The organism is Microbulbifer sp. SH-1 (assembly GCF_011326135.1).
GTDB lineage: Bacteria > Pseudomonadota > Gammaproteobacteria > Pseudomonadales > Cellvibrionaceae > Microbulbifer > Microbulbifer harenosus.
The window spans coordinates 625,869-650,393 of record NZ_CP046948.1; the positions used below are offsets into that span (position 1 = coordinate 625,869).

Here is a 24,525-nt window from a genome sequence, read left to right on the forward strand (position 1 = left end):
GTGTTGGTAGCATCCGTGCTCTATCCGTTTTTATCCGGGCTGGGCTTTGCGAGGATAGATACCGGTCACCCGCATAGGGCTTCGGCAGTGAGGGCAAGGCAAACTCGCGGTTTTCTTCGTCGGTGGTGCAGGCCTCTGCACCTTCAGTACCCACTGTAGAATGTGCATAACCGCCTTCGCGTTGCCGTGTAAGTACCCATAATCTCGGGCACGGCGAAAGCCCTTTGGCAGGCAGTGTTGCAGGATTAGTGCGATGAACTGCTCACCGGTAACGGTACGGGTTTTCCATTGGTGGGTATTGGCGTCACGGTAGCGAAAGGTCACGTTGCAACCGTCATCGGACAAGATGTTGGTATTGCTAATGACACCGCGATACAGATAGCGCGCAAGATAGCGCAGCGCTTCCGTGCCTTTGCCGACACGTTTACATTGCGCCACCCATTTCTTTGGCGTTCTGCCGGGGGTTATCCCGGCCTGAAAGAGCGCCTTAAGAAACGCACCTCGAAAGGCTTTTGCCAAGGCGCGTCCATTAAACAGGTATTGGCCACGGACTTTGCACCACTGTCGGCGCGCTTTATTAACCGCTCCACCGGGTACCACAATATGAACGTGCGGATGGTAGTCCAGACGGCGAGTGTGGGTATGTAGGACAGCGCAGAAGCCCAGCTCTCCGCCCAAGGTACTATCGTTTTTGGCAAAGGTTTTGAGTGTCTGCGCGGCACAGCGCATCAGCAAGTCGTAGCAAGTGCTGCGGTACTGTCGAACGACACCCCGCAGCTCCTTGGGAAGCGTAAAGGTGACCATGTAATAGTTCACCGGCAAGCGTTTTTGCTCCTGGCGTTGCAGCCAGGCTTGCGTACTCTGGTCCTGGCAGAGGTTACAGGCGCGATGTCCGCAGGAGCGTGGCGTGTGGGTGTTATGAGAGCAACGTTGGCAGGTCCATGCCATCTCACCGTAGGGACCTTGGCGGCAGCCCTCGATAGCGTTGAGGGCGGACCACTGGTCGCGACTGAGCGCGTGACCGAACTGCTCGATAAAACGGTGGCGGTAGCGTTGAACAATCGTTTGCAATGTCATGCTACGCCCCCCATACCACGCGCAGCTTGGCCAGCAGGCCGTTGATGCGCCGATCGGTATCGTTTTGCGTATAAGTGGATAGCTGGGTGTACAGTGCGGTGGTCTTGGGGCACTCGTGCCCCATCTGCTCTTGGATCGCCCGCAAACCCACGCCCGCGTCGGTCAGGAGCGTGCCATAGCAATGGCGCAAGGTGTGGATGGTAATCTCTTTGCGAATACCGACGTCGCTGACGATGGCTTTGAAGGACTTCTGTGTGCCGCCACGGTCCATAGGCTCACGAGCCTGGTGCTGCTCCTCGGGTGTGCGTCCGCGAGGAAAGAGCAGCGTGGGATTGCGATGTGTGACCCAGTACGCGCGCAGTGCTTCCAGCGTCATCTTGGGCAAGAAGACGAAGCGGTCCTTCTTCCCCTTTGCTTGACGTACGTGCAGAAGGCCGCGCTCGCTGTCGATGTCGGCCACGCGAATGCCAAGAGCTTCGCCCAAGCGCAGGCCCATGCTAAAGCAGGTGAGAATGAAGGTCTGGTATCGCCGCTCGCGGGTACCATTGATCAATCGCTCCAGCTCTTTGAGTGTAAGCACGTCGGGGAGGTGCTTCTCTTGAGGTGGTTTGACAATATCGACCCACTGCCAGTCGCGCTTAAGTACATGCTTGTAAAAGAACTGCAGGCCATTGCGATCCACCTTCACCGTTGACCAGGAGTGGGTGCTGATGAGGGACTCGAAATAGCCCTCAAGCTGCTCTTGCGTGAGGGTGTCGGGTGGGCTGTCAAAATACTCGCAGACGCGCCGTATGGCACGGCTGTAAAGATCAATGGTTGAGTCGGCTTTGCCCTGTCGTTTGAGTGCGCTAAGATGTTTTCGGTACAGTGAATCGAATCGTTTTTGCTGTGCTTTGTTCATAAAGATATTCCCCTAGTTGTCGTGCTCGGGGGTGAGCACGTAGGGGAATTATCTTTATTTACTGGGGGTTGAGCTTTGCCGCGTAGCGGCTTCGTTCAACAAACGCAGGCAGTTTGCTCCGGCCCTTCGGGCCTCCGCGGGACGCCCAACGCCATGCACATATTGTGCTGGTCGCTGCGCTCCCTTTTTAGCACAATATGTGCATAGCATTGGTCGCCCCTGCTGCGGGCGTTATGCAAAGGAATGTTGAGATAGTGAAAATCGACGATATATGGAAGTTGGTGTTGAGCTATCAAGCAGCAGTTTCAGCGGTTCATGAGATCTCTCGTAGTGATGGATACCCGATTTATCCGGAAGAAATTTCAAGTTTCATGAAATTGTTGCAGTCTCCACCTTGGGTTGCATATGAATATCAGCCAAACGAAATTAGCGGGATTCTAGCGTCAATAGAAAGCGCGACCACAGAAGAGATTAAGTGGGCCTTAACTGCTGCGGCCAGGTCTGAAAGATTTTGTGATGGATCTTGGGAGCAAATTCTAAAAAATAGGAGGCTGGATCCAGTCCTTGAAAGGCTTCAGGAGCTGCATCATGCATAACAAATAAGGATATGTTGCGCTTGCCGCAACATATCTGGTTGTTGAACGAGCCCGGCCAGCTCTATTCATGTAAATAAGTCGAAGGAGGATGGGCGGGGAAGGCCAACGTTAACCGCTAGCCTTTTCTACGGGCGAGCAAGACCCTCGCCCGGAAGGCGATAAAAAATTCGTTGTTACATCGTGTATTCGCTCCTTTAAGTTAGGCCCGTTAATCCTCGTGTTGGTAGCATCCGTGCTCTATCCGTTTTTATCCGGGCTGGGCTTTGCGAGGATAGATACCGGTCACCCGCATAGGGCTTCGGCAGTGAGGGCAAGGCAAACTCGCGGTTTTCTTCGTCGGTGGTGCAGGCCTCTGCACCTTCAGTACCCACTGTAGAATGTGCATAACCGCCTTCGCGTTGCCGTGTAAGTACCCATAATCTCGGGCACGGCGAAAGCCCTTTGGCAGGCAGTGTTGCAGGATTAGTACGATGAACTGCTCACCGGTAACGGTACGGGTTTTCCATTGGTGGGTATTGGCGTCACGGTAGCGAAAGGTCACGTTGCAACCGTCATCGGACAAGATGTTGGTATTGCTAATGACACCGCGATACAGATAGCGCGCAAGATAGCGCAGCGCTTCCGTGCCTTTGCCGACACGTTTACATTGCGCCACCCATTTCTTTGGCGTTCTGCCGGGGGTTATCCCGGCCTGAAAGAGCGCCTTAAGAAACGCACCTCGAAAGGCTTTTGCCAAGGCGCGTCCATTAAACAGGTATTGGCCACGGACTTTGCACCACTGTCGGCGCGCTTTATTAACCGCTCCACCGGGTACCACAATATGAACGTGCGGATGGTAGTCCAGACGGCGAGTGTGGGTATGTAGGACAGCGCAGAAGCCCAGCTCTCCGCCCAAGGTACTATCGTTTTTGGCAAAGGTTTTGAGTGTCTGCGCGGCACAGCGCATCAGCAAGTCATAGCAAGTGCTGCGGTACTGTCGAACGACACCCCGCAGCTCCTTGGGAAGCGTAAAGGTGACCATGTAATAGTTCACCGGCAAGCGTTTTTGCTCCTGGCGTTGCAGCCAGGCTTGCGTACTCTGGTCCTGGCAGAGGTTACAGGCGCGATGTCCGCAGGAGCGTGGCGTGTGGGTGTTATGAGAGCAACGTTGGCAGGTCCATGCCATCTCACCGTAGGGACCTTGGCGGCAGCCCTCGATAGCGTTGAGGGCGGACCACTGGTCGCGACTGAGCGCGTGACCGAACTGCTCGATAAAACGGTGGCGGTAGCGTTGAACAATCGTTTGCAATGTCATGCTACGCCCCCCATACCACGCGCAGCTTGGCCAGCAGGCCGTTGATGCGCCGATCGGTATCGTTTTGCGTATAAGTGGATAGCTGGGTGTACAGTGCGGTGGTCTTGGGGCACTCGTGCCCCATCTGCTCTTGGATCGCCCGCAAACCCACGCCCGCGTCGGTCAGGAGCGTGCCATAGCAATGGCGCAAGGTGTGGATGGTAATCTCTTTGCGAATACCGACGTCGCTGACGATGGCTTTGAAGGACTTCTGTGTGCCGCCACGGTCCATAGGCTCACGAGCCTGGTGCTGCTCCTCGGGTGTGCGTCCGCGAGGAAAGAGCAGCGTGGGATTGCGATGTGTGACCCAGTACGCGCGCAGTGCTTCCAGCGTCATCTTGGGCAAGAAGACGAAGCGGTCCTTCTTCCCCTTTGCTTGACGTACGTGCAGAAGGCCGCGCTCGCTGTCGATGTCGGCCACGCGAATGCCAAGAGCTTCGCCCAAGCGCAGGCCCATGCTAAAGCAGGTGAGAATGAAGGTCTGGTATCGCCGCTCGCGGGTACCATTGATCAATCGCTCCAGCTCTTTGAGTGTAAGCACGTCGGGGAGGTGCTTCTCTTGAGGTGGTTTGACAATATCGACCCACTGCCAGTCGCGCTTAAGTACATGCTTGTAAAAGAACTGCAGGCCATTGCGATCCACCTTCACCGTTGACCAGGAGTGGGTGCTGATGAGGGACTCGAAATAGCCCTCAAGCTGCTCTTGCGTGAGGGTGTCGGGTGGGCTGTCAAAATACTCGCAGACGCGCCGTATGGCACGGCTGTAAAGATCAATGGTTGAGTCGGCTTTGCCCTGTCGTTTGAGTGCGCTAAGATGTTTTCGGTACAGTGAATCGAATCGTTTTTGCTGTGCTTTGTTCATAAAGATATTCCCCTAGTTGTCGTGCTCGGGGGTGAGCACGTAGGGGAATTATCTTTATTTACTGGGGGTTGAGCTTTGCCGCGTAGCGGCTTCGTTCAACAAGCGGTTGTAATCGCCGCGAAAGACGCGGCTGGGACGGCTTACGCTATGCTTCAGCCGCCCCTAAACCGAGCGTTAGAGATTTGAGGAATAAAACATATGGAGCTGGAACAACAGACAGCGTTAAATACCAGTAATGGCAAAATCTAGAGCGGCTAAAATTTCCGCTCGAATGTGTTCGAGAGTACCAACGGGATTTTTCAATTTGCTAGTCGGCATTGAAGCGATTTGTGGGGTAAGTATTAGAAGCTCTTCGCCGTCATACTCGATTATCGGCGTTAGCTTGCCTAAATTCTCGTTTCGAAAATATTTTAAACGGCCGAGTGGAAGCACGATCCTTGTGCCTATATCTGAAATATGTTCGTGCTGAATATCCAGGATAAAGGGGAAGGCTTGCTGGGTGTTTGTGCTGGGATTTTTGTATACGTCAAATTGAGACATCAAAAAGTTCTAAACTCGTCGCCGAAGCAGCCATGTTCTTCCACAAACTCGTTGTAGGCCTTTATTGCCGCCTTGTGTTCGTCTTTCCACTTTTGGGCCTCACGCTTGGCTAGCTCTTGGCTCAAGGCCTGCTCTAAAGTGGCAGACAAATTGATATGCATTGATCTAGATTTGATCAATAAGTCACTATTTATGCTGAGATTTGTTGCCTTTTTTGGGGCATTTGCGTCAAAAAGAGGGTTCATAGTGGGGCTCCCGACAATGCGCATACCTGTGCGCATCTGAATGGTAGGCCGAATTTCCATGGTTCTCAACTCGTAATGTAGCCCGGAGCCCGATAGCATTTAACAAGGCTTGGCTACTAGCTTGACTCATAACCGGCTTAGCTGCGGGTCTGTATCTATGTCTGTGACTGATCGGCTGATATTAGTCGGAAAGATGGTGCGTAGCCCTATATTGGGGGGGGATGAGGAGGCTGGACAGCCGATCAAAGCTGGAAGTTGTCTGCTGCCTTGAGGGCGAAGAAAGGTGCTTCAAACAAAAAAGCCCGATCCTTTCGGATCGGGCTTCTCTATTTGGCGCACTCGGGAGGATTCGAACCTCCGACCGCTCGGTTCGTAGCCGAGTACTCTATCCAGCTGAGCTACGAGTGCGTCGTTGTGGTTGCGAACTATAGTGATCTGCCTTGGCCTCGTCAACTATTTTTTAAAGATTTTTTGTAAAAACTCTTTAAAAATCCGCAGGTTACCGAGCTCTTGGGACTGCCGAAGTCGGCTGCTTCAACTCGATAGGGCGCGCATATTGCCCTGGCCGGCGGTGCTTTGCAAGCATTTTTTGACGACCGCTATGATAAGGGATGGTGGAATCCTGGCGTGCTGACCGGCAAACCACGAGGCCCTGCGCGAGGGCTCTTGTGGCTCGCACGGGCTAAAGGGCGCGTTCAGAGAGAGGAGGGGCTTCACTCGGGGCCGTTCGTGGGAATGGCTACCTGTTTCTCGATGAGAATGTGCGCAGAGTTGGGCAGGGCGTCTTTCTGTGCATTATTTTTGAGCAATGCACACAATACCGAGTTCGGAGGCGGTAGAGCTGGCGGTAGTTTTCGGTGTTGAATTCTAACAGCGCGCACCTGGGTGTCGTGCCGACGGGCAGCGGGCACCGGAGCGCGAACTTAGGTAGCAGGTGGTGAATATGGAGCGCAAAAAAATTGCACAGGAAGTATTCAACAGTGGCTGTTTCCAGCATAAATTATCTTTTAAACAGTTCCAGCAACTGATTGCGCGGCAGACAGTTGATTACGTCTTTTACTTCCAGCCAGCCGCGACGTGCCTGGTCGATACCACAGCGCATATGCTTAAGGTCTGACGTGCTGTGGGCATCAGATGCAATGGAGATCCTTACGCCCATATCCTTTGCCATCTTGCAGCCTTCGTCTGTCAGGTCAAGTCGCTGAGGTTGCGCATTGAGTTCAATAAAGCAACCACGCTCTTTGGCGGCCTCAAGGATTTTTTCCAGGTTTGTATCATAGGGATCTCGCTCATTGATTAGACGACCGCTGGGATGTGCGAGAACATGAAAGTAGGGGTTGTCCATTGCGCGCAATATGCGCTCTGTCTGTTTCTTGCGGGAGAGATCGAATTTCTGGTGGATAGCACAGACTGTGAAGTCGAGTTTTTTGAGAATGTCATCGGGGTAGTCGAGGCGACCATCTTCCAGAATGTCCACCTCGCTGGACTTGAGCAGAACGATATTTTCAAGTTGCGCGTTCAGCTCGTCGATTTCATCCAGATGTCTGGATAATTGATCTCTATCCAGACCGCTGGCGATGGAAAGGCTCCTGGAGTGTTCGGTAATGGCGAGATATTCATAGCCCAGTTTTTCCGCGGCCTTGGCCATTTCCTTCAATGAATGATGGCCATCGCTCGCCTTGGTGTGAGCGTGGAGGTTACCGCGAATGTCGCTCAAGGTAATTAGCCTGGGTAGGGAGCCGTCCGCGGCGGCATCCAGTTCACCGCGATTTTCTCGCAGTTCAGGTTCGATATATTTCCGGTCGATACACTCGTATACTGACTCTTCTGTTTCGCCGGCAATGCGTTCATTATCTTCGAATACACCATATTCATTGATTTTATAGCCCTTCTTTGTGCCTAGTTTACGCAAGGCGATGTTGTGGGCTTTGGAACCGGTAAAATAGATCTTTGCTGCGCCGTAGCTTTCTTCCGGGACAACACGTACGTCTACCTGCATTCCTGAGCGCAGGTAAACCGTAGAGCGTGTTTCGCCCTTGGACACGATTTCTTCCACATCGTCGTACCTGATGAAATGATTCATCACTGGGGAACTGTCCTTTGCTGTGATAAGTATGTCCAGGTCGCCGACAGTTTCTTTGCGGCGACGATAGCTTCCTGTGATGATGATATTTCCAATACCTTTGGCGTCTTTCAGATAGTCGAGTAGGGGGCCCGCAATCTCCTCGGCATCGATGAGCAGGGTACGCTGTTCATTGCCAGAGTATTTCTCCAGGCGTTGCTTGATTTTTTCTGCGCTTTTGTTGCCAAAACCCGAAATTTTCTGGACTTTCCCTGCCTTGATTGCCTCTTCAAGGTCATTCAGTGACTGGATGTCGAGCTCTTCGTACAGTTTGCGTACGCGCTTTGGTCCCAAACCTTCTATTTTCATCAGTTCGCTCAACGCTGGAGGTGTACGGTCCTCTACTTCTTGCAGCAATGGCAGCTCTCCGGTCATTACCATGGTCTGTATTTTTTCTGCGAGATCGTCACCGATGTTGGGCAGCTTGCTCAGGTTCTCACCGTCGTCCAGCATGTCGGACATACTACGCGGATAGCCGCGTACCGTGCTGGCTGCTTTGCGGTATGCGCGCACACGAAAGGAATTTGCGCCCTCTATTTCAAGCAGGTTGGCGAGCCGGTTGAGTTTGGTAGCGATCTCACGGTTGTGAATAGGCATGGTAGAGGTCTCGTCACTGGGAATGGCCAGGGCTGATGGCTTCAGAATAGTTGGGTGGTGAATGCGTGATTGCACGACGGCCTCCACAGAATGCTCTCACGTCAACTCATAGAGATTAGCTGCCCTCGAGAAACTCCTTGAACGCGTGTTCGTCAATGCATTTCACTCCCTGTGCTCTGGCTTCCTGCAGTTTGCTTCCCGGGTTTTTGCCAACTACCAGGTAATCGGTTTCGCCAGTAATGCTGGAGGTGGTGCGGGCACCCATCGCCTCAACTTCTTCCTTGGCTTCATCGCGGGTAAAATTTTCCAATGCGCCACTGAATACAAACGTCACTCCATGGAGAGGCTGCCGTGTTTTTTTGGCATCGGTTGCACGTGTATGCCCATTTTTCGCAGACGTTCCAGAACGTCACGATTACGTTTATCTGCAAAGAAATTTTTTGTGGCACTGGCCGTCTCGCTGCCGATACCCGATATCCCTTCAATTTTCTTGAGGGGTGCGTGCGCGAGCCTTTTCAGTGTGCGGAATTCGCCGGCGAGCAGCTGTGCTGCCCGCCTTCCCACATGGGGAATGCCCAGTGCATACAGGAAGTGATCCAGGCGCGGATTTTTGGCTGCGTGGATAGCGTTTCGCAACTGCGCTGCTGAACGCTCGGCGAATCCCTGCAGCTGTCGCAGATCCTCTTCCTTCAGGGTGTAAAGATCGGCAATGTCAGCCACCAATTCGCGTGTTACCAATTGCTCAGCGGCCTTTTCGCCCAGGTGATCAATATCCATTGCATTGCGGCTCGCGTAATGTTTAATGCGGCCGCTGAGTTGGGCCTCGCAGGAGAGGCCGGCTGTGCATACGTGATAGGCTCCGTCTCGGGCGACTTTGGCGCTACATACCGGGCAGCGGTGCGGCATCTTGAACGGCGCGCAACGCTTTCTACCCGGTTTTTTGATACGTTCTTCCACTTCAGGGATAACGTCACCGGCGCGGATAACACGCACATAATCACCGACGCGAACGTCTTTTTCGTGGACCTCGTGCTCGTTGTGCAAAGTGGCGCGACTGACTGTGACACCCCCCACATCCACGGGCTGCAGCAGGGCGACAGGGGTTAGTATTCCGGTGCGGCCTACCTGCACCGTAATATCTTGGATCTTGGTGATCTCATGGCGCGGTTCGAATTTCCATGCCTGTGCCCAGCGTGGGCTGCGATTGCGACTGCCGAGGGTGTCGCGCAGTGCGTGGTCGTCTACTTTGATCACGATGCCATCAATCTCGAAGTCGAGGTCGTCGCGCTCCTCGTTCAGTCGACGGTGGAAGTGCTCGACGTCCTTGAAGGTGGTGGCCGTTTTGTTCAGTGGGCTGGTTTTGAGGCCCCAGTCGCCGAGTTGTGTCAGCACCTGCTGATGCGTGGCCGGCATCTCTTCATCCATCGCCAAGATTTCATAAAAAATGATACATAAGGGTTTTCCTGCAACCCGGCGCGACTGGTACTGACGCATAAGCCCGGCCGCCGCATTGCGCGGATTGGCAAACGGTTCCTCTCCATACTCGACCCGTTGGCGGTTCAGTGTGGTAAAGCCCTGTTTGGGTATGAAAACTTCTCCGCGGACCGAGAGGGTATCTGGTGCCTTGTTGCGATGCTGGAGGGTTAGTGGTAGTGTCCGGATGGTCTTCAGGTTGTGGGAAATGTCTTCTCCGGTATTGCCATTGCCCCTGGTGGCACCATAACGGAAGCGGCCACTATCATAAACCACCTCTACCGATAACCCGTCAAACTTCGGCTCTACCACAAAGTTGATTCTGTTCTTGCCCGCTTTCTCTCGCGCGTTCTTCATAAACCGCTGTACGGCGGTAGCTTCGAGTGTGGCCTGCAGGCTCTGAAGAGGTGCCCGGTGTTCCACTTTTTCCAGAGTGGGTACCGGCTCAGCGCCGACGCGTTGGGTTGGTGAATCCGGAGCTTTCAAATCCGGAAAGGCATTTTCCAGATCCTGTAGCCGTTGGAACAGCCTGTCGTATACCGAGTCGGCAATTTCCGGATCATCTTGCACATAGTAGCGAAGGTCGTGGTAATTGATTCCTTCGCGCAATGCACGCACCTGCTTTTCGGCCTGCCTTTGGCTGAGTTCGCCGACAGGTTGAAAATCGGTGGTCGGATTTTTTTTGAAGTTCATAGGCGTATTCAGAAATCGACGCGAGATTGCGCGAAACATACGAGCCTAATCTACTGCCGCCGTGGGATTAGGTTATTGACCAGGGGGGAGTATAGAAGGAAGTGCAAACCCTCGGCGCGGCAACAGGCGTCGGGTTTGGCCGGGATGTGGTACGGACGGAATCAGGCAGCTTCAATTTCTCGTGGGCTGTTACCCAGCTGGCGGGCAAAGGCCTGTTCAAGCAGTTCCGGTTCGCGCAGCCGCTTGATTTCCTCAAAAAAATGCGCGGCCTGGGGATAGCTGAGTTTCAGATATGCCAGCCATTGCTTGATGCGGTTGCCGAGATATTTCCCAGGATAATCTGAACGGGTGGTCTCGTAATAGCGGTACAGCAGCGCAACAATCTTTGACCAGCTCATAGGCTCATAGGGTTGGTTGCTACAATAAGCTCGGATCTGCAGGCCGATATCCGGACGCGCCAGCAGGCTGCGGCCGAACATGAAGGCATTGCAGCCGGTCACGTCGCGGCAGCGCAGAAAATCCTGCACGGTCCACAGATCGCCGTTGGCAATGACTGGAATGTCGATGTGCTGGCGGATTTCACCGATGTACTCCCAGTAGGCGGGTGGGCGATAGCCATCCACCTTCGAGCGGGCGTGCACGGCGAGTTCCGAGGCGCCGCCGGCTTCTGCGGCGCGGGCATTGTCGAGGTAACTGCGGCGGTCTTCGTAGCCAAGGCGGATTTTTGCTGACACCGGGACGTCCACGGGGACAGCCTTGCGCACTGCTGCAACAATGCCTTCTACCCGCGATGGCGACTGCAACAGGCAGGCGCCGCCGTCGCTATTGTTGACAGACTTGGCCGGGCAGCCAAAGTTCAGGTCGATGGCGCGCGCGCCGGCCTCTACGGCACGGGCGGCATTACAGGCCATGGATTCGGGGTTGCCGCCCAGCAGTTGCAACTTCACGGGAGTGCCGCTCGGGGTTGCCGCTCCCTGTTCCAGTTCGGGGCAGAAGCGGGTGAACACCTTGCGTGGCAGCTTGGTATGGGTAACCCGCACGAATTCCGTAACGCACACATCAATGCCGCCGATGGCGGAGAGCAGCTCGCGCACATGGTGGTCGATGACGCCTTCCATTGGTGCCTGGTAGATTTTCAGTGCATAAGAAGCTTCGCTGTGGGGTGTGGAATAAGTTTGCTGGTCGCGCATGTGCAGGGTTACGGCTTGCAAGGAAGATGGCTCGGGCGCGTATTGTACGTAATCAGTGATCCATATGCGCAATTTTTCGGCAGTCGGATGCCATTCCTGAGCCTTTGATGAGTTGGTCGAATCTGGTAGTGAAAATGAGCGAAAACACCGGCTTTGTTCTGGATCTTGGTTGCTTCTGTAACTAATAAGTGTTTGATTTTTAAGGGATCTTGTATTGATAATGTGGCCCGCTTGATTCACAGCAAAGCAATAACAAACCTATTTACGAGCAAAGAAGCGAGGGGAAGGTGGAGCAATCACTGTTGCAGCAAGGTCTTGATATCACGCTGTTCGGCATGGGCATCGTGTTCACGTTTCTACTACTGCTCGTGATCTGCACCAGCATCATGTCTCGCGTAATGACGCGCTTCTTCCCTGAGCCAGAGCCGGTGGCCACGCCGACGAGCGGGGCATCCGTTGCTGACCCCGCCAGCGATTCGCACCTCAGAAAAGTCATCGAGACCGCGATCAGGCAACACCGCAACAAGCGCCGCTGATATCTGCCGATACATTGCCGGGGCGAATACACCACAGAATGCAAGACGACCCGTAGCTCTTCGCCAGTGCTTCGGGTGTCCACGCAAATTTTCAGATTCAAAGATCAATTTTCCAAGAGAGACGACCCATGACTGAGGTTAAAAAGCCCCTGGGGATTACAGATGTAGTCCTTCGCGACGCCCACCAGTCGCTGTTCGCAACCCGCCTGCGGCTGGATGACATGCTGCCGATTGCGGAGAAGCTGGATAAGGTCGGTTTCTGGTCTCTTGAGTCATGGGGCGGCGCCACCTTCGATGCGTGCATCCGCTACCTCGGCGAAGACCCATGGGAGCGTATCCGCGAGCTGAAAAAAGCCATGCCGAACACCCCGCAGCAGATGCTGTTTCGCGGCCAGAACATCCTCGGCTACCGCCACTACGCGGACGATGTAGTGGAAAAATTCGTCGAGCGCGCGGCTACCAATGGCGTGGACGTCTTCCGCGTGTTCGATGCCATGAACGACATGCGCAACCTGCAGACGGCGCTGGCCGCGGTGAAAAAGCAGGGTAAGCACGCGCAGGGCACTATCTCGTACACCGTGAGTCCGGTACACACGATGGATATGTGGGTGGACCTCGGCCGCCAGATCGAGGACATGGGTGCGGATTCCATTGCGATCAAGGATATGGCTGGCCTGCTGCGTCCCTACGAGGGCTTTGAGCTGGTGACCCGGCTCAAGGCCGCGGTGGATATCCCGATCCACATGCAGTGTCATGCCACTACTGGCCTGTCCACCGCCACCGCGCTGAAGTGCGTGGAAGCGGGCATCGACAATATCGACACGGCGATTTCCTCCATGTCCATGACCTATGGCCACAGTCCCACGGAGGCGGTGGTGGCGATTCTCGAGGGCACCGAGCGCGATACCGGTCTCGATATCAAGCTGCTGGAAGAAATTGCGGCTTATTTCCGCGAAGTGCGCAAGAAGTACGCGAAGTTCGAAGGCTCCCTGCGCGGAGTGGATTCCCGCATCCTAGTGGCCCAGGTACCCGGTGGCATGCTGACCAATATGGAAAACCAGCTGCGTGAGCAGGGCGCGGGCGATCGCCTCGATGAGGTGTTGGAGGAAATCCCACGCGTGCGCAAAGACCTGGGTTTTATCCCGCTGGTAACCCCGACCTCCCAGATCGTGGGTACCCAGGCGGTACTCAATGTGCTCACCGGAGAGCGCTACAAGTCTATCTCCAAAGAAACGGCCGCCGTCCTCAAGGGCGAGTATGGAGCGACCCCGGCAGACATGAACAAAGAACTGCAGGATCGTGTGCTGGACGGCGCCGAACCCGTCACCTGCCGCCCGGCGGACTTGCTGTCGCCGGAAGTGGACAAACTGGCGGCGGAGCTGCAACAGAAGGCGGCGGAAGATTCCATCGCGCTCACCAGTGGCGAAGGCGAAATCGACGACGTACTGACTTACGCACTGTTCCCGCAGATCGGTCTCAAATTCTTGAAAAACCGCGGTAACCCGTCGGCATTTGAGCCTGTTCCCACCGGGAAAGAGGGCGCTGAGATCAAGAACGATCAGGGGGAGAGTGTCTACACCGTTTCCGTGGAAGGACAGAGCTACACCGTGACCGTGAGCGACGGCGGGGATCTGACTGGGATGGTCCGCATCGGCGGTGGCACTGCGGCGGGTGTCAGCGCGCCGGCACCGGCGACTGCAGGTAGTGGAACACCGGTGAAAGCGCCGCTGGCGGGGAATATCTTCAAGGTGCTGGTAAAGCCTGGGGATCAGGTGGCGGAAGGGCAGAGTATTGTGATCCTGGAAGCCATGAAGATGGAGACAGCCATCAGTGCGCCGCGTGCTGGCAGCGTGACCGGCGTCAGTATTAAAGAGGGCGATTCTGTGGCCGTGGGCGATGCCCTGCTGACCATCGCGTAACGGGGGCGAAAGTGGACAATCTGACAAGTCTGTGGTTTTCGTCCGGGGTCTATCAGATGACCTCCGGGCAGTTCATCATGATCCTCGTGGGGCTGGGCCTGCTGTTTCTTGCCATTCGCAAGAATTTCGAGCCGCTGCTGCTGGTGCCGATCGGGTTTGGAGGCATTCTTGCGAATATTCCCGGTGCCAACCTGGCCGCCCCTGCGGTGGAGGCGGCGATCTATGCCGGCGATGCCGGGGTTCTGGCGCAACTGGCGCAGGCTGTGGGCCTCGCCGGGTTTGAATCGGTTGACGGGCTGAAAGCTGCGCTTGAGCTTGCGCCGGCGGCGGCCCAGGAGCGCGCCGCGCAGGTGGCTGCGGACGCTGGTTTCTCCAATGGCATGCTGTACAACTTTTATAGTGTGGCCATTGCCTCCGGTGTTGCGCCGCTGGTGATTTTCATGGGGGTGGGCGCCATGACGGACTTCGGTCCGCTGCTGGCAAACCCGCGCACCCTGTTTCTCGGTGCAGCGGCCCAGTTCGGTATTTTCGCGACGGTACTGGGTGCGGTGGCTATGTCTGCCGCCGGCATCATGGATTTCTCTATCGCCGACGCGGCGGCCATTGGTATCATCGGCGGCGCCGACGGCCCCACTGCCATTTATGTTTCCAGCCTGCTGGCGCCGGATTTGCTCGGTGCCATTGCGGTGGCGGCTTACTCCTATATGGCGCTGGTGCCACTGATTCAGCCTCCGATCATGCGTGCACTGACTACCGAGCAGGAGCGCCGGATCGAGATGGTGCAGCTGCGCCACGTGAGCAAGCGCGAGAAAATCGTGTTTCCCCTGGTGCTGTTGATTCTGGTAGCGCTGTTTCTGCCGGATGCGGCACCGCTGCTCGGTATGTTCTGCTTTGGCAATCTGATGCGTGAGTGCGGGGTGGTGAACCGCCTGTCCGACACCGCACAGAATGCGTTGATCAATATCACCACGATTTTTCTGGGGCTTTCGGTGGGATCGAAGCTGGCGGCGGACAAGTTTCTCGACCCGAAGACTCTTGGCATCCTGGCGCTCGGTATCGTTGCCTTTGCTATCGGCACGGCAGCTGGTGTGCTGATGGCGAAACTGTTGAACGCCTTCAGCAAGAACAAGATCAACCCGCTGATCGGTTCTGCGGGTGTTTCCGCGGTACCAATGGCGGCACGGGTCTCCAACAAGCTGGGCCTTGAGGCAAACCCGCATAACTTCCTGTTGATGCATGCCATGGGGCCGAACGTTGCCGGGGTAATCGGCTCTGCGGTAGCCGCGGGCGTGATGATCACCATGGTGCGTGCCATGACGGGCTGACACTGGCTTCCAGGGCTCATCAACCCCGCTGCGGCGGGGTTTTTTATGCATATGCGGTGAAGGGAACCGGCTGGTCGCCAAGGGTTCCGGGGAATCCGGCCGGGCGTGTTAAGATGGCGGCCCTTTTTGACTGTATGATGGCGCCACTGTCGGTGCCGGAAGGAGTGGTTATGTCCTGGTTGGGTGCGGGTATCGGCGCCGGTATCGGCATGATGTTTGGCGGCCCTATTGGCGCGGCGCTGGGCGCCTGGGTGGGCAGCTCTTTCGGTTCCGGCCTGAAGAAGCTCAGCGATGCCGGTGTTACTCTGAACCGCGATGGCGCGCAGACGGTATTTATCGTCGCACTGTTCTCCATGCTGGCGAAAATGGCCAAGGCCGATGGTCAGGTTTCCAAGGCGGAGGTCCAGCTGGTTGATGATTTCATCAACACCAACTTGCGTCTCAGTGCCGAAGATCGTCAGCAGGCGATCAAGATTTTCCAGAATGCAAAAGACGACCAGTTCAGCATTTACGATTACGCGAATCAATACCGCCAGCTGATTCGCAATCAGGCAATGCGGGAGATGGTTTACCGACTGTTGTTTGCGGTGGCCTTCGCCGATGGCGAGCTGCACCCGGCGGAAGAACAGATTCTGCGCCGGATTCCGGAAGCCCTCGGGCTGAATGCCTCCATTTTTACCACCATGTTCAACGAGTTCGCGCGTCAGGGGCACGGCCCCCAAGGTGACTCGCTGCAGGCGCATTACGATGTGCTCGGCTGTAGTCCGGAGGTGGATGATCGGGAGCTGAAGCTGGCCTATCGCCGCAAGGCAGCGGAATTCCATCCGGACAAAATCGCCTCCAAGGGATTGCCGGAGGAATTCATGCGCCATGCGGAGGATCAGATGAAGAGTGTTACCGTGGCGTACGATACCATTGTTGCCGCGCGCAAGCGGCAAGCTGCGGTTGAGCGGGCATAACAGATATGGGAGCTTAATATGTCTTTGGCGCAACGGATTCAGCAGAAACTGAGCGACGCTTTCAACCCTTCTCATATTGAAGTCGAGTGTGAAAGCCACAGGCACAATGTGCCTGCCGGTTCGGAAATGCACTTCCGCGTGGTGCTGGTGAGCGACGCATTCTGCAATGCGCGCAAGGTGCAGCGGCACCAGAAGGTTTACGCGGTACTTGCGGATGAAATGGCGGGACCGATTCACGCGCTGGCCCTGCATTTGTATACCGATGCCGAATGGGCCGGCCAGGCGCCCGCCAGTCCGCAGTGTATGGGGGGCAGCAAGGGCTGATTCTGCCGCTAGCCGTGTATGCGGGCCGGCGTTTCGGCTCGCGATTGGTTTGCGCTGCTACCCGCCTTCTCTGGGCGATTCATTTCCGCGCCTTTTCCTGAAAACAACACTTCTTTACTCTTTTGGTACGTCCAAATTCGCGACCTGAATGTCGTCTGAATGGCTGACGGAAATTTTCCTATTTTTTCCTGCCACACGTTGCTGCTCTGCGTTTCTTGGCGCGAATAATGTTCTGCCGAGCCCTAATTGGCACCCAATACACCGAAATCGGCGTGATTTTTTCCTTGCTGGTTGTGGCAAAGTCTTTAACGTCTGGCGTGTATTACATCGAATAAAAGAAAGCGGGCGACCCAATCGTGCAAAAGTTCCAAAGATAAAGATTTTTTTCGGCTGTTTTTTCTACACCGATATCGTCCCGTGTCTAGACTGACAAGTGATTGGGTTGATTGCTGTTTAATTTGCCGAATACGATGGAGTTCTCAATGAAAATGACACGCGTTCTGACACCGCTTGCAATCGCTGTAGCTGCAATGGTAAGTGCCCAGCAGGCTTCTGCAGATTGGTTGAGTGATGGTGACTTTGTTGTTCGTGTTGGTGCGAGCTGGATTGACCCTGATGACAGTCATAATGATCTTCGCTTCACTGAAGATTTTATCCACGAAGACTTCGACATCGATGCCGATACCACCTGGAATATTTCCGCGGCCTGGTTGCCGGTAGAACATTGGGGTGTGGAACTGATGTATATCGGTTCCACCAACCACGATCTGGATCTAGAGCGCATCAGATATGACGATGTCTACGTTGATGTTGGTGACTATGATGTCGGTGATTTTGACGCGAGCTATGCCAATGCTTACCTCAACTGGTATCCGCTGAGCCGTGACTGCATGGTTCAACCCTATGTTGGTATTGGTGTTAACTACACCGACTTCAGCGATGAAAGCTTTTCTCGCCGATTCAGGGATGATCTGAATTCGCTTGATCTCATCGATGTTGATTACGGCCTCAGCCACTCCTGGGGGTTCACTGGTCAAATCGGTGTGGACTTCAAATTCGGTCGCGAGAGTGCATTTCTTGTGAATGCTGCGGTGCTGTACATCGATGCCGATACTGACTATCGCGTTTCCTACACAGACAACCTGTTGCTCCCGCCGGCTCGTTTCACCAACGAGATTACCGATGTGGACTACAGCCCCTGGGTGTTTAATCTGGGTGTTGGCTACTCTTTCTGATCCCTGAATTCATCGGGTATCAAAGAGTCGCGTTCAAGGACGAACGGAAAAGGCACCTGCGGGTGCCTTTTTCATACATCGGAAAAATTAGAGCGTGTGACAGGGTAGTAAGCATTTCTGTATGGAATACCGCGACTATTACAAAATCCTTGGCGTGGAGCGCAGTGCCGCCCAAGATGAAATCAAGCGTGCTTACCGCAAGCTCGCCCGTAAATATCACCCGGATGTCAGCAAGGAAGATGCTGCGGAGGAGCGCTTCAAGGAAGTTAATGAAGCCTACGAAGTGCTGAAAGATCCGGAAAAGCGGGCTGCTTACGATCAATTGGGCAGCAGTTGGAATAGCGGTCAGGACTTCCGGCCACCGCCCAACTGGGATCAGGGGTTCGAGTTTCACGGCGGTGGCTACACCGAGGCGGACCCAGCGGCCTTCAGCGACTTTTTTGAAAGCTTGTTTGGCCGCGGTGGCTTCAGTCGTGGGAGTTTTCACGGTGGAGGCCAGCGGTTTCACGCGCAGGGGGAAAATACCCATGCGCGTATTGCCATAGACATCGAAGACAGTTACGCCGGCAGCAAGCGACAGATTACGCTCAAGCACTCTGAGCTGGGACCCAATGGCCGCCCGGTAGTAAAGGAGCGCAAGCTCAATATTACCATTCCGAAAGGTGTGACCGAGGGACAGCAGATCCGCCTGGCGGGGCAAGGCGAGCCGGGAATGGGCGACGGCAAGCCGGGCGACTTGTATCTTGAGATCGTTTTCAACCCGCATCCCCGTTTCAGTGTGGAGGGCACGACGGTGTATCTGAACCTGCCGGTGTCGCCCTGGGAGGCGGCGCTCGGTGAGAAGGTTCCGGTGCAAACCCCCAGCGGTACCGTGAACCTCACGCTGCCCCCCAACAGTAAAAGCGGGGGCAAGCTGCGTTTGAAAGGACGGGGGTTACCGGCAAAAGAGCCTGGGGATCTGTATGTGGTACTTGATATTGTGACACCACCTGCCGATACGGAGCAGGAGCGGGAAGCCTATCGAAATTTTCGCGACTCGTTCCGGTTCGACCCTCGTACCGGTGCCAGCTAAAGGATCTCTGCAATGGACAATCAATTTGACACGAACGAATTGACGGCGGTACTTCTGGATGAAAACAGCCGGGTCACGTTGCGCGAACTATGTCAGGCCTGCGCATTGACAGCGGAACAGGTAACGGCGCTGATGGATGAGGGGGTGGTAGAGGCGCAGCAGGTTTCCGGAACACTGTATTTCAGTGGCGTGTGCGTGCGCAAAGTGCACCGTATGGTGCGATTGGAGCAGGACCTCGGCGTCAACCACGCTGGCGCCGCGCTGGCGCTGGAGCTGCTCGAGGAGATCGAGCAGCTGCGCGCGCGAATTCGCCGCTTGGAGCGGCATTGATAGCGGCGGCCTTCACGCCGCCTTGTTGGTGATCTCGACCACCAGATAGGTCGTGTAGGCTATATAGCCTGCGAGCAGCAGGGCGCCCTCAACGCGGTTGATGCGGCCGTGCCGCTTGCCAAATCCATAGCCAAACACGAACAGTGCCAGGGTCAAACCGATAACCACTGGCCAGTCGCGGGTTAGGAGCTCGGGGGGAATGTTCGGCATCGGCGCGATGACGCCGGCGATTCCCACCACCGCTAGCAGGTTGAACATGTTTGACCCAACGACGTTGCCGATGGCGATATCGTGTTCTCCCTTGCGAGCGGCGACCACGGTAGCGGCAAGCTCGGGAAGTGACGTACCGAGCGCAACGATGGTGAGGCCAATGACCAGATCGCTGACGCCCAGTTGCTGGGCAATGGTGACTGCGCCCCACACCAGCAGGCGCGAGCTCAGAATCAACAGGGTAAGACCAGCCGCGACCCAGAACAGAGCTCTGCCCAGGGGCATATCGTGTTCTGCCAGCTCCTTTTCAATTTCACTTTCGACGATGTCGCCCTTGCCGCGCAGCGCCGAGAATATTGACCAGCCGATCAGGCCAAAAAAGCCTGCCAGCAGAATAAGCGACTCTGTGCGGCTGAGAGCCCCGTTCCAGAAGAACACCGCGGTGACACAAGTGATCGCCAGAAGCAACGGCAGTTCTTTGTTGATGATTTTGCTGTTTACCGTAAGCGGAATCAGCATCGCGGTGGCACCCAGGATCAGGCCGGTATTGGCGATATTGGAGCCGTAGGCATTACCCAGCGCGAGCCCCGGGCTGCCATCCATTGCCGCCATGGCCGATACCACCATTTCCGGCGCCGATGTACCGAATCCCACAATTACCATACCGATCAACAGCGGCGGCATGCCGAGATGCCTGGCTGTTGCGGCGGCGCCTTCCACAAAGCGATCCGCGCTCCATACCAACAGAGCAAATCCGGCAACGATGGCGAGCAAGGGAAGAATCATGGGCATCCTTAATCTGGAGGGATTGAGTTTAGCCACGGCCGTGGCGATTGCGGAGGCGATTGTAACGGCTCTGCCGTCGCCTTGCAGGAGAGATTGAACAGCTGCCCATCCCCTGCAGGGCAACGTCCGCGAACGTTGCCTGTAGAGATTGGGCACTCTCAGACGTCTGTGCAAGCGGGTTCAAACTCCTGCAACAGCGCCAGAAACGGTTCCCCGAATTTCGCCAACTTGCTGTCGCCGATACCAGATATTGCCAGCATCTCGTCGCGATTGCGGGGGCGGGCGCTGAGCATTTCCCGCAGGGTGGCGTCGTGGAAAACCACGTACGGAGGCACGCCGCGTTCCTCCGCCAGGGATTTGCGCAGAGCGCGCAGTGCGTCCCACAGCGGTTGATCTTCCGCGGAAATTTCCGCGCGGGGGGCGCCGGCGCTGGTATCGCGCCCGGAGGCTTTGGCGGGAGCGGATTTCGGCAAGGTGCGGAGCAACAGGGTTTCCTCACCGCGCAGCACCGGCCGGCATTGCTCGGTTAATTGCAGTGCGTTGAACGCTTCAGCGTTGACCTGCAAATAGCCTCGCACCACCAACTGACGGGCGATGGCGCGCCACTCATTGGCGCTCATATCGGCACCTATGCCGTAGGTGGAGTTCCGGTCGTGACCAAACTGGCGGACTTTTTCGGTATCAGCCCCCCGCAGCACGTCGATCACATGGGCCGCGCCAAAGCGCTGGCCGGTCCGGTAGACCGCGGACATTAACTTACGTGCGGCCTCGCTCGCATCCCAGGTGGCGGGCGCTTCCAGGCAGGTGTCGCAATTGCCGCAGTCCGCCGCCAGTTCCTCTTCGAAATAGCGCAGGAGGGCGCGGCGCCGGCAGCTGGTGATTTCGCATAGTCCCAGCATGGCATCAAGCCGCTGGCGCTCCTGGCGTTTGTGCTCTTCGCTGCCTTCTGAGGTGGCCGCCATCTGGCTCAGTTTCACCACGTCTTCGAGGCCATACAGCAGTAGCGCGGTGGCGGGTTCGCCGTCGCGCCCGGCGCGCCCGGTCTCCTGGTAATAGGCTTCGATGCTTTTGGGCAGGTCGAGATGGGCGACGAAGCGCACATCCGGCTTGTCGATCCCCATGCCGAACGCGATGGTGGCCACCATGATTACGCCTTCTTCCCGCAAGAAGCGGCGCTGGTGCTCGGCGCGGACATGGGCCGACAAGCCCGCGTGGTAGGGCAGGGCGTTGAATCCCTGCTGTTGCAGCCAGTCCGCGGTGGATTCCACCTTGTTGCGGGAAAGGCAGTAGACCACGCCGGCGTTGCCCTGCTGCTCGCTGTGCAGGAACTGCAGCAGTTGGCGCTTGGGGTTGTTTTTGGGGGCGATGCGGTACTGGATATTCGGGCGGTCGAAGCTGCTGACGAAGTGGCGCGCATTCGCCAAGTCCAGGCGCTGGGCAATTTCCCGTCGTGTGCGCTGGTCTGCAGTGGCGGTGAGGGCAACCCGCGGCACCTCGGGAAAACGCTGATGCAGGCAGGAAAGCTGCAGATAGTCGGCGCGGAAATCATGTCCCCACTGGCTCACACAATGGGCCTCGTCAATGGCGAAGAGCGAGATTTTTGCGCGCGCCAGCAGATCCAGGGTGCGGGGTTGCAACAGCCGCTCCGGCGCCAGGTAGAGCAGGTCCAGCTCGCCTTGCAGCAGCCGGCTTTCGATCTGCTGGGCCTCGTCGAAATCCAGCGACGAGTTCAGGAAAGCCGCGGCCACACCGGCGGCCCGCAGGGCCTCCACCTGGTCCTGCATCAGTGCGATGAGTGGCGAAATCACAATCCCGCATCCGGGGCGCGCCAGCGCCGGAATCTGGTAACACAGGGATTTGCCACCACCGGTGGGCATCAGCACCAGTGCATCATCACCGGCTACCAGGGTGTTGATGATCGCTTCTTGATCACCGCGGAATCCGGTGTAGCCGAACGTGTGCTCGAGGATAAAGTGGGGGTTGCCCGCGGAGTTGGATGTGGCCGGAGCCGGGTGTGATTCTGTCATGGGCGGCAGTATACCGTTTGCCCGGTGCCCAGTGTGAACCGGTTCGGGCAGTCAGATGTCCAATTGTTGGCGCCCTCTTGTCCTTTACTGGCGTCTGTTTGCTTCAAGTAGTGTGAGCTTGGTCTATAATCCCACCACCGCAGACATAGACAGGGACAATGCTATGCGCGCAATGACAACGACGTCAGCTGAGAAGCCAACTACAACTTCCTCCGTGTTGATCGGCACTCTGATGGCCTGTGCTCTGTCCTGGCTTGCTGGCTGCACCACAAGCGGCCCCAGCGCCATCAACCCCCGCAACCTGGCCCAGTCCGCCGTGGCGGATACTCATCTCGGGTGGAAACCTGCGCCCGCTCATCAGCTCAATTATTCACTGGCCACTTCCAGCGGTATCGCCCGGATGGAAGTGCGTGAGTTACCCGCAGATCTGCAGACGGTCACTATTGAGTTGCCGGGGATGCGCAATGTGGAAGGGGTGCAGTGGCGGGGGGGCAGCGGCGAGCACGCCATGCTGTTTGACGGTGCGGAAGGGGCAGATGGTGTGACTTTAGAGCGCCAGCAGCGTGGTTACCGGCTACAGCTGCAGGGTACGGCGCTGGAATCCATTCGCAGCGGCGGTTTTCTTACGGTGATCGACTATTATCGCAATTGATCGGTGCCGGAACTGATTGCCCTAGGGCGGGATCGGTGCTTTAGAACCCGAGCCCATGCGGGCGGATCAGGTAGAGTTTCGGCCAGAATTTTCCCGTCACCCACAGTCCTTTGCGATTCTGGTCCCAGGCAATGCCGTTGGCGACGGCATCTACATTCCATTGGTCGCGGACGCTGTCCTGGCGCAGTTTTTCCAGGTTCAGCACGCCCTTCACCTCACCGTTTTGTGGGTCAATAGCGATAACCCTTGGGTCCTGCCAGATATTGGCCCAGATCAGTCCGTTGGCATATTCCAGCTCGTTTAACCGTGTCCAGCGCTCTCCGCCACCGGTGACCCTGAGTGTTCGGGTGACGGCGAAGGTGTCCGGATCGCGAAACACGAGGCTGTCGCTGCCATTGCTCATGATCAGCTGTTTGCCATCGCTGGTGAGCCCCCAACCCTCGCCTTTGTAGTTCAGCGTCTTTTCCAGTGAAAAGTCCCCCCGCCGGTATATCTGCACCTCGCCTGCGCGGTAGGTGAGCAGGTAGAGCCGTTCACCGAAAACGGCGATCCCCTCCGCAAAACGGTCACTTGCCAGCCACTTGCGTCTTACGGGACTGGCGCCGGGGTCGGTATACTCCGCTAGCCATGAGCGGCCATAGAGTCCGCTGCTTTCCAGCCAGCGCTCGCCGTCGTAGTACAGTCCCTGGGTAAAGTGATCCGCCGGGCGTTTTTTGCTGTCGAGCAGCTGATAGTCGAGTTGTGGTGGCGTTGATGCCGCTGCGGTCGGCACGGCGACCGTCAGGAGTAGCAGCGACAGCAGTTCGGTAATGTAGGATTTCATGGTTGGCCGAACGTATTCCTGTTTAACCGTTATTGTTCAGTGCAGTAGTTTATGACCAGAGTAAAAGCCTTTGTCACTTTGACGCTGTTGGGTGGTCTGGCGGTGGTGTTGCCCATTGCCATTTTCATCCTGTTGTTTCAGTGGCTGTTCGGCCAGATCAGCGAGTTGGTGGCGCCGGCCACGGAGTGGATGCAGGCACATACGGAGTTCAAGGATAACTTTGCCCGCCTGATCGTCCTAGGGCTGATTCTCGGTTTGTGTTTTTTGATCGGTCTGTTGGTGAAAACCAGTGTAGGGCGCTGGGCGCACCGGCACCTGGATCACTGGCTTGGCAGGTTGGCACCGGGGTACAGCACGATCAAGGATGTGGTACTGCAGTTTATTGGTGGTGCGGGTACGGAGGGGGTGTTATCTGGGCCGGTGGCGCGGGCGCGGATTCACGGTGCGGATAATCCGCTTTCGGTGACGGCGATTGTGACATCCCAGCATCCGAACGGAGATTTCACGGTGTATGTGCCGACGGCGCCGGTACCGACTTCGGGTTTTGTGTACCACTTGCCTCCGGAGTGTGTGGAGATTCTGCCCCATGTGACGGTGGAGGCGGCTATGAAGTCTATTGTGTCTTGTGGGTCTGGTAGTGGGGCGTTGTTACGGGTTCCTGCTACCCAGGATTCTTGATTAATTGTGGTTCTAGGAAG

At 56.3% G+C, this 24,525-nt stretch carries 24 protein-coding genes and 1 tRNA gene; 11 read left to right on the forward strand and 14 right to left on the reverse strand.

What is annotated here, in order from left to right:
• Window positions 1-30: 30 nt before the first annotated feature.
• Entirely contained in the window at window positions 31-1,077 is a 1,047-nt protein-coding gene (locus GNX18_RS02765; protein WP_166215286.1) for a transposase, read from the reverse strand.
• A gap of 1 nt (window position 1,078) precedes the next feature.
• Window positions 1,079-1,978 (reverse strand): site-specific integrase, encoded by a 900-nt coding sequence (locus tag GNX18_RS02770; RefSeq protein ID WP_166214670.1) that lies wholly within the window; start codon window positions 1,976-1,978, stop codon window positions 1,079-1,081.
• Window positions 1,979-2,232: 254 nt separating this feature from the next.
• Here GNX18_RS02770 and GNX18_RS02775 point away from each other — a divergent pair, with 254 nt between their 5' ends.
• Window positions 2,233-2,574: a DUF6508 domain-containing protein gene (locus GNX18_RS02775; protein WP_166215287.1), complete on the forward strand. Its 342-nt coding sequence runs from the start codon at window positions 2,233-2,235 to the stop codon at window positions 2,572-2,574.
• A gap of 247 nt (window positions 2,575-2,821) precedes the next feature.
• Here GNX18_RS02775 and GNX18_RS02780 read toward each other — a convergent pair whose 3' ends face one another.
• From GNX18_RS02780 to GNX18_RS02820, 9 genes are all read right to left on the reverse strand, one after another.
• Window positions 2,822-3,868, reverse strand: coding sequence for a transposase (locus tag GNX18_RS02780; protein WP_166214667.1), 1,047 nt, complete (start codon window positions 3,866-3,868; stop codon window positions 2,822-2,824).
• Window position 3,869: 1 nt separating this feature from the next.
• Window positions 3,870-4,769, reverse strand: coding sequence for a site-specific integrase (locus GNX18_RS02785; protein WP_166214670.1), 900 nt, complete (start codon window positions 4,767-4,769; stop codon window positions 3,870-3,872).
• Between the two features lie 222 nt (window positions 4,770-4,991).
• On the reverse strand, window positions 4,992-5,309 hold the full coding sequence (locus GNX18_RS02790; protein ID WP_166215289.1) for a CcdB family protein: 318 nt from the start codon (window positions 5,307-5,309) through the stop codon (window positions 4,992-4,994).
• Window positions 5,309-5,554 carry a type II toxin-antitoxin system CcdA family antitoxin gene (locus GNX18_RS02795; RefSeq protein ID WP_166215290.1) on the reverse strand — a complete coding sequence of 82 codons (246 nt, stop codon included), beginning with the start codon at window positions 5,552-5,554 and terminating at the stop codon, window positions 5,309-5,311. The genes GNX18_RS02790 and GNX18_RS02795 overlap by 1 nt, the downstream gene beginning before the upstream one ends.
• Before the next feature lie 331 nt (window positions 5,555-5,885).
• Window positions 5,886-5,962, reverse strand: a tRNA-Arg gene (locus GNX18_RS02800).
• Between the two features lie 592 nt (window positions 5,963-6,554).
• Window positions 6,555-8,348, reverse strand: coding sequence for a DNA polymerase/3'-5' exonuclease PolX (gene polX, locus GNX18_RS02805; protein WP_205828043.1), 1,794 nt, complete (start codon window positions 8,346-8,348; stop codon window positions 6,555-6,557).
• Between the two features lie 40 nt (window positions 8,349-8,388).
• Complete coding sequence (locus GNX18_RS02810; RefSeq protein ID WP_138235231.1) at window positions 8,389-8,607, reverse strand: BRCT domain-containing protein; 219 nt, start codon at window positions 8,605-8,607, stop codon at window positions 8,389-8,391.
• On the reverse strand, window positions 8,604-10,439 hold the full coding sequence (gene ligA, locus GNX18_RS02815) for an NAD-dependent DNA ligase LigA (protein ID WP_166215292.1): 1,836 nt from the start codon (window positions 10,437-10,439) through the stop codon (window positions 8,604-8,606). Before ligA ends, GNX18_RS02810 begins: the two co-directional genes overlap by 4 nt.
• A 161-nt stretch (window positions 10,440-10,600) precedes the next feature.
• Window positions 10,601-11,578, reverse strand: a complete 978-nt coding sequence (locus GNX18_RS02820; RefSeq protein ID WP_138235496.1) for a tRNA-dihydrouridine synthase — start codon at window positions 11,576-11,578, stop codon at window positions 10,601-10,603.
• Between the two features lie 338 nt (window positions 11,579-11,916).
• On the opposite strand from GNX18_RS02820, the gene GNX18_RS02825 reads away from it, so the two are divergent.
• The 8 genes from GNX18_RS02825 (at window position 11,917) to GNX18_RS02860 (ending at window position 19,329) form a co-directional block, all read left to right on the forward strand.
• A complete protein-coding gene (locus tag GNX18_RS02825; protein ID WP_240914181.1) occupies window positions 11,917-12,165 on the forward strand; it encodes an OadG family protein in 249 nt (82 codons plus the stop codon).
• A gap of 128 nt (window positions 12,166-12,293) precedes the next feature.
• Entirely contained in the window at window positions 12,294-14,084 is a 1,791-nt protein-coding gene (gene oadA, locus GNX18_RS02830; protein WP_138235233.1) for a sodium-extruding oxaloacetate decarboxylase subunit alpha, read from the forward strand.
• Window positions 14,085-14,095: 11 nt separating this feature from the next.
• Window positions 14,096-15,409 (forward strand): sodium ion-translocating decarboxylase subunit beta, encoded by a 1,314-nt coding sequence (locus tag GNX18_RS02835; protein WP_138235234.1) that lies wholly within the window; start codon window positions 14,096-14,098, stop codon window positions 15,407-15,409.
• Window positions 15,410-15,579: 170 nt separating this feature from the next.
• Window positions 15,580-16,368: a co-chaperone DjlA gene (gene djlA / locus GNX18_RS02840; protein ID WP_166215293.1), complete on the forward strand. Its 789-nt coding sequence runs from the start codon at window positions 15,580-15,582 to the stop codon at window positions 16,366-16,368.
• 18 nt (window positions 16,369-16,386) lie between these two features.
• The gene (locus GNX18_RS02845) at window positions 16,387-16,692 is read left to right on the forward strand and encodes a BolA family transcriptional regulator (RefSeq protein WP_166215294.1); all 306 of its coding nucleotides are present in this window, start codon (window positions 16,387-16,389) and stop codon (window positions 16,690-16,692) included.
• Window positions 16,693-17,174: 482 nt separating this feature from the next.
• The gene (locus GNX18_RS02850; RefSeq protein ID WP_166215296.1) at window positions 17,175-17,927 is read left to right on the forward strand and encodes an OmpW family protein; all 753 of its coding nucleotides are present in this window, start codon (window positions 17,175-17,177) and stop codon (window positions 17,925-17,927) included.
• Window positions 17,928-18,048: 121 nt separating this feature from the next.
• Window positions 18,049-18,999 (forward strand): DnaJ C-terminal domain-containing protein, encoded by a 951-nt coding sequence (locus GNX18_RS02855; protein WP_138235237.1) that lies wholly within the window; start codon window positions 18,049-18,051, stop codon window positions 18,997-18,999.
• Window positions 19,000-19,011: 12 nt separating this feature from the next.
• Window positions 19,012-19,329 (forward strand): chaperone modulator CbpM, encoded by a 318-nt coding sequence (locus GNX18_RS02860; protein ID WP_166215297.1) that lies wholly within the window; start codon window positions 19,012-19,014, stop codon window positions 19,327-19,329.
• A 12-nt stretch (window positions 19,330-19,341) separates the two neighbouring features.
• Here GNX18_RS02860 and GNX18_RS02865 read toward each other — a convergent pair whose 3' ends face one another.
• Together GNX18_RS02865 and recQ are read right to left on the reverse strand one after the other, a co-directional pair.
• A complete protein-coding gene (locus GNX18_RS02865) occupies window positions 19,342-20,325 on the reverse strand; it encodes a calcium/sodium antiporter (RefSeq protein ID WP_166215299.1) in 984 nt (327 codons plus the stop codon).
• A 158-nt stretch (window positions 20,326-20,483) separates the two neighbouring features.
• Entirely contained in the window at window positions 20,484-22,352 is a 1,869-nt protein-coding gene (recQ, locus tag GNX18_RS02870) for a DNA helicase RecQ (protein WP_166215300.1), read from the reverse strand.
• 163 nt (window positions 22,353-22,515) lie between these two features.
• Here recQ and GNX18_RS02875 point away from each other — a divergent pair, with 163 nt between their 5' ends.
• Window positions 22,516-23,004 carry a hypothetical protein gene (locus GNX18_RS02875; protein ID WP_166215302.1) on the forward strand — a complete coding sequence of 163 codons (489 nt, stop codon included), beginning with the start codon at window positions 22,516-22,518 and terminating at the stop codon, window positions 23,002-23,004.
• Window positions 23,005-23,044: 40 nt separating this feature from the next.
• On the opposite strand, the gene GNX18_RS02880 is transcribed toward GNX18_RS02875, so the two are convergent.
• Complete coding sequence (locus GNX18_RS02880) at window positions 23,045-23,827, reverse strand: glutaminyl-peptide cyclotransferase (RefSeq protein WP_166215304.1); 783 nt, start codon at window positions 23,825-23,827, stop codon at window positions 23,045-23,047.
• Between the two features lie 51 nt (window positions 23,828-23,878).
• Between GNX18_RS02880 and GNX18_RS02885 the strand changes: the two genes are divergently transcribed.
• Window positions 23,879-24,505 carry a DUF502 domain-containing protein gene (locus GNX18_RS02885; RefSeq protein WP_138235243.1) on the forward strand — a complete coding sequence of 209 codons (627 nt, stop codon included), beginning with the start codon at window positions 23,879-23,881 and terminating at the stop codon, window positions 24,503-24,505.
• Window positions 24,506-24,525: the final 20 nt, after the last annotated feature.

Excerpts from the sequence above, each read along its gene's own strand:
- GNX18_RS02765 (WP_166215286.1), bottom strand. The coding sequence starts at position 1,077 with ATGACATTGCAAACGATTGTTCAACGCTACCGCCACCGTTTTATCGAG.
- GNX18_RS02770 (WP_166214670.1), bottom strand. The coding sequence starts at position 1,978 with ATGAACAAAGCACAGCAAAAACGATTCGATTCACTGTACCGAAAACAT.
- GNX18_RS02780 (WP_166214667.1), bottom strand. The coding sequence starts at position 3,868 with ATGACATTGCAAACGATTGTTCAACGCTACCGCCACCGTTTTATCGAG.
- GNX18_RS02785 (WP_166214670.1), bottom strand. The coding sequence starts at position 4,769 with ATGAACAAAGCACAGCAAAAACGATTCGATTCACTGTACCGAAAACAT.
- GNX18_RS02790 (WP_166215289.1), bottom strand. The coding sequence starts at position 5,309 with ATGTCTCAATTTGACGTATACAAAAATCCCAGCACAAACACCCAGCAA.
- GNX18_RS02795 (WP_166215290.1), bottom strand. The coding sequence starts at position 5,554 with ATGAACCCTCTTTTTGACGCAAATGCCCCAAAAAAGGCAACAAATCTC.
- ligA (WP_166215292.1), bottom strand. The coding sequence starts at position 10,439 with ATGAACTTCAAAAAAAATCCGACCACCGATTTTCAACCTGTCGGCGAA.
- oadA (WP_138235233.1), top strand. The coding sequence starts at position 12,294 with ATGACTGAGGTTAAAAAGCCCCTGGGGATTACAGATGTAGTCCTTCGC.
- djlA (WP_166215293.1), top strand. The coding sequence starts at position 15,580 with ATGTCCTGGTTGGGTGCGGGTATCGGCGCCGGTATCGGCATGATGTTT.
- GNX18_RS02845 (WP_166215294.1), top strand. The coding sequence starts at position 16,387 with ATGTCTTTGGCGCAACGGATTCAGCAGAAACTGAGCGACGCTTTCAAC.
- GNX18_RS02850 (WP_166215296.1), top strand. The coding sequence starts at position 17,175 with ATGAAAATGACACGCGTTCTGACACCGCTTGCAATCGCTGTAGCTGCA.
- GNX18_RS02855 (WP_138235237.1), top strand. The coding sequence starts at position 18,049 with ATGGAATACCGCGACTATTACAAAATCCTTGGCGTGGAGCGCAGTGCC.
- GNX18_RS02860 (WP_166215297.1), top strand. The coding sequence starts at position 19,012 with ATGGACAATCAATTTGACACGAACGAATTGACGGCGGTACTTCTGGAT.
- GNX18_RS02865 (WP_166215299.1), bottom strand. The coding sequence starts at position 20,325 with ATGATTCTTCCCTTGCTCGCCATCGTTGCCGGATTTGCTCTGTTGGTA.
- recQ (WP_166215300.1), bottom strand. The coding sequence starts at position 22,352 with ATGACAGAATCACACCCGGCTCCGGCCACATCCAACTCCGCGGGCAAC.
- GNX18_RS02875 (WP_166215302.1), top strand. The coding sequence starts at position 22,516 with ATGCGCGCAATGACAACGACGTCAGCTGAGAAGCCAACTACAACTTCC.
- GNX18_RS02880 (WP_166215304.1), bottom strand. The coding sequence starts at position 23,827 with ATGAAATCCTACATTACCGAACTGCTGTCGCTGCTACTCCTGACGGTC.
- GNX18_RS02885 (WP_138235243.1), top strand. The coding sequence starts at position 23,879 with ATGACCAGAGTAAAAGCCTTTGTCACTTTGACGCTGTTGGGTGGTCTG.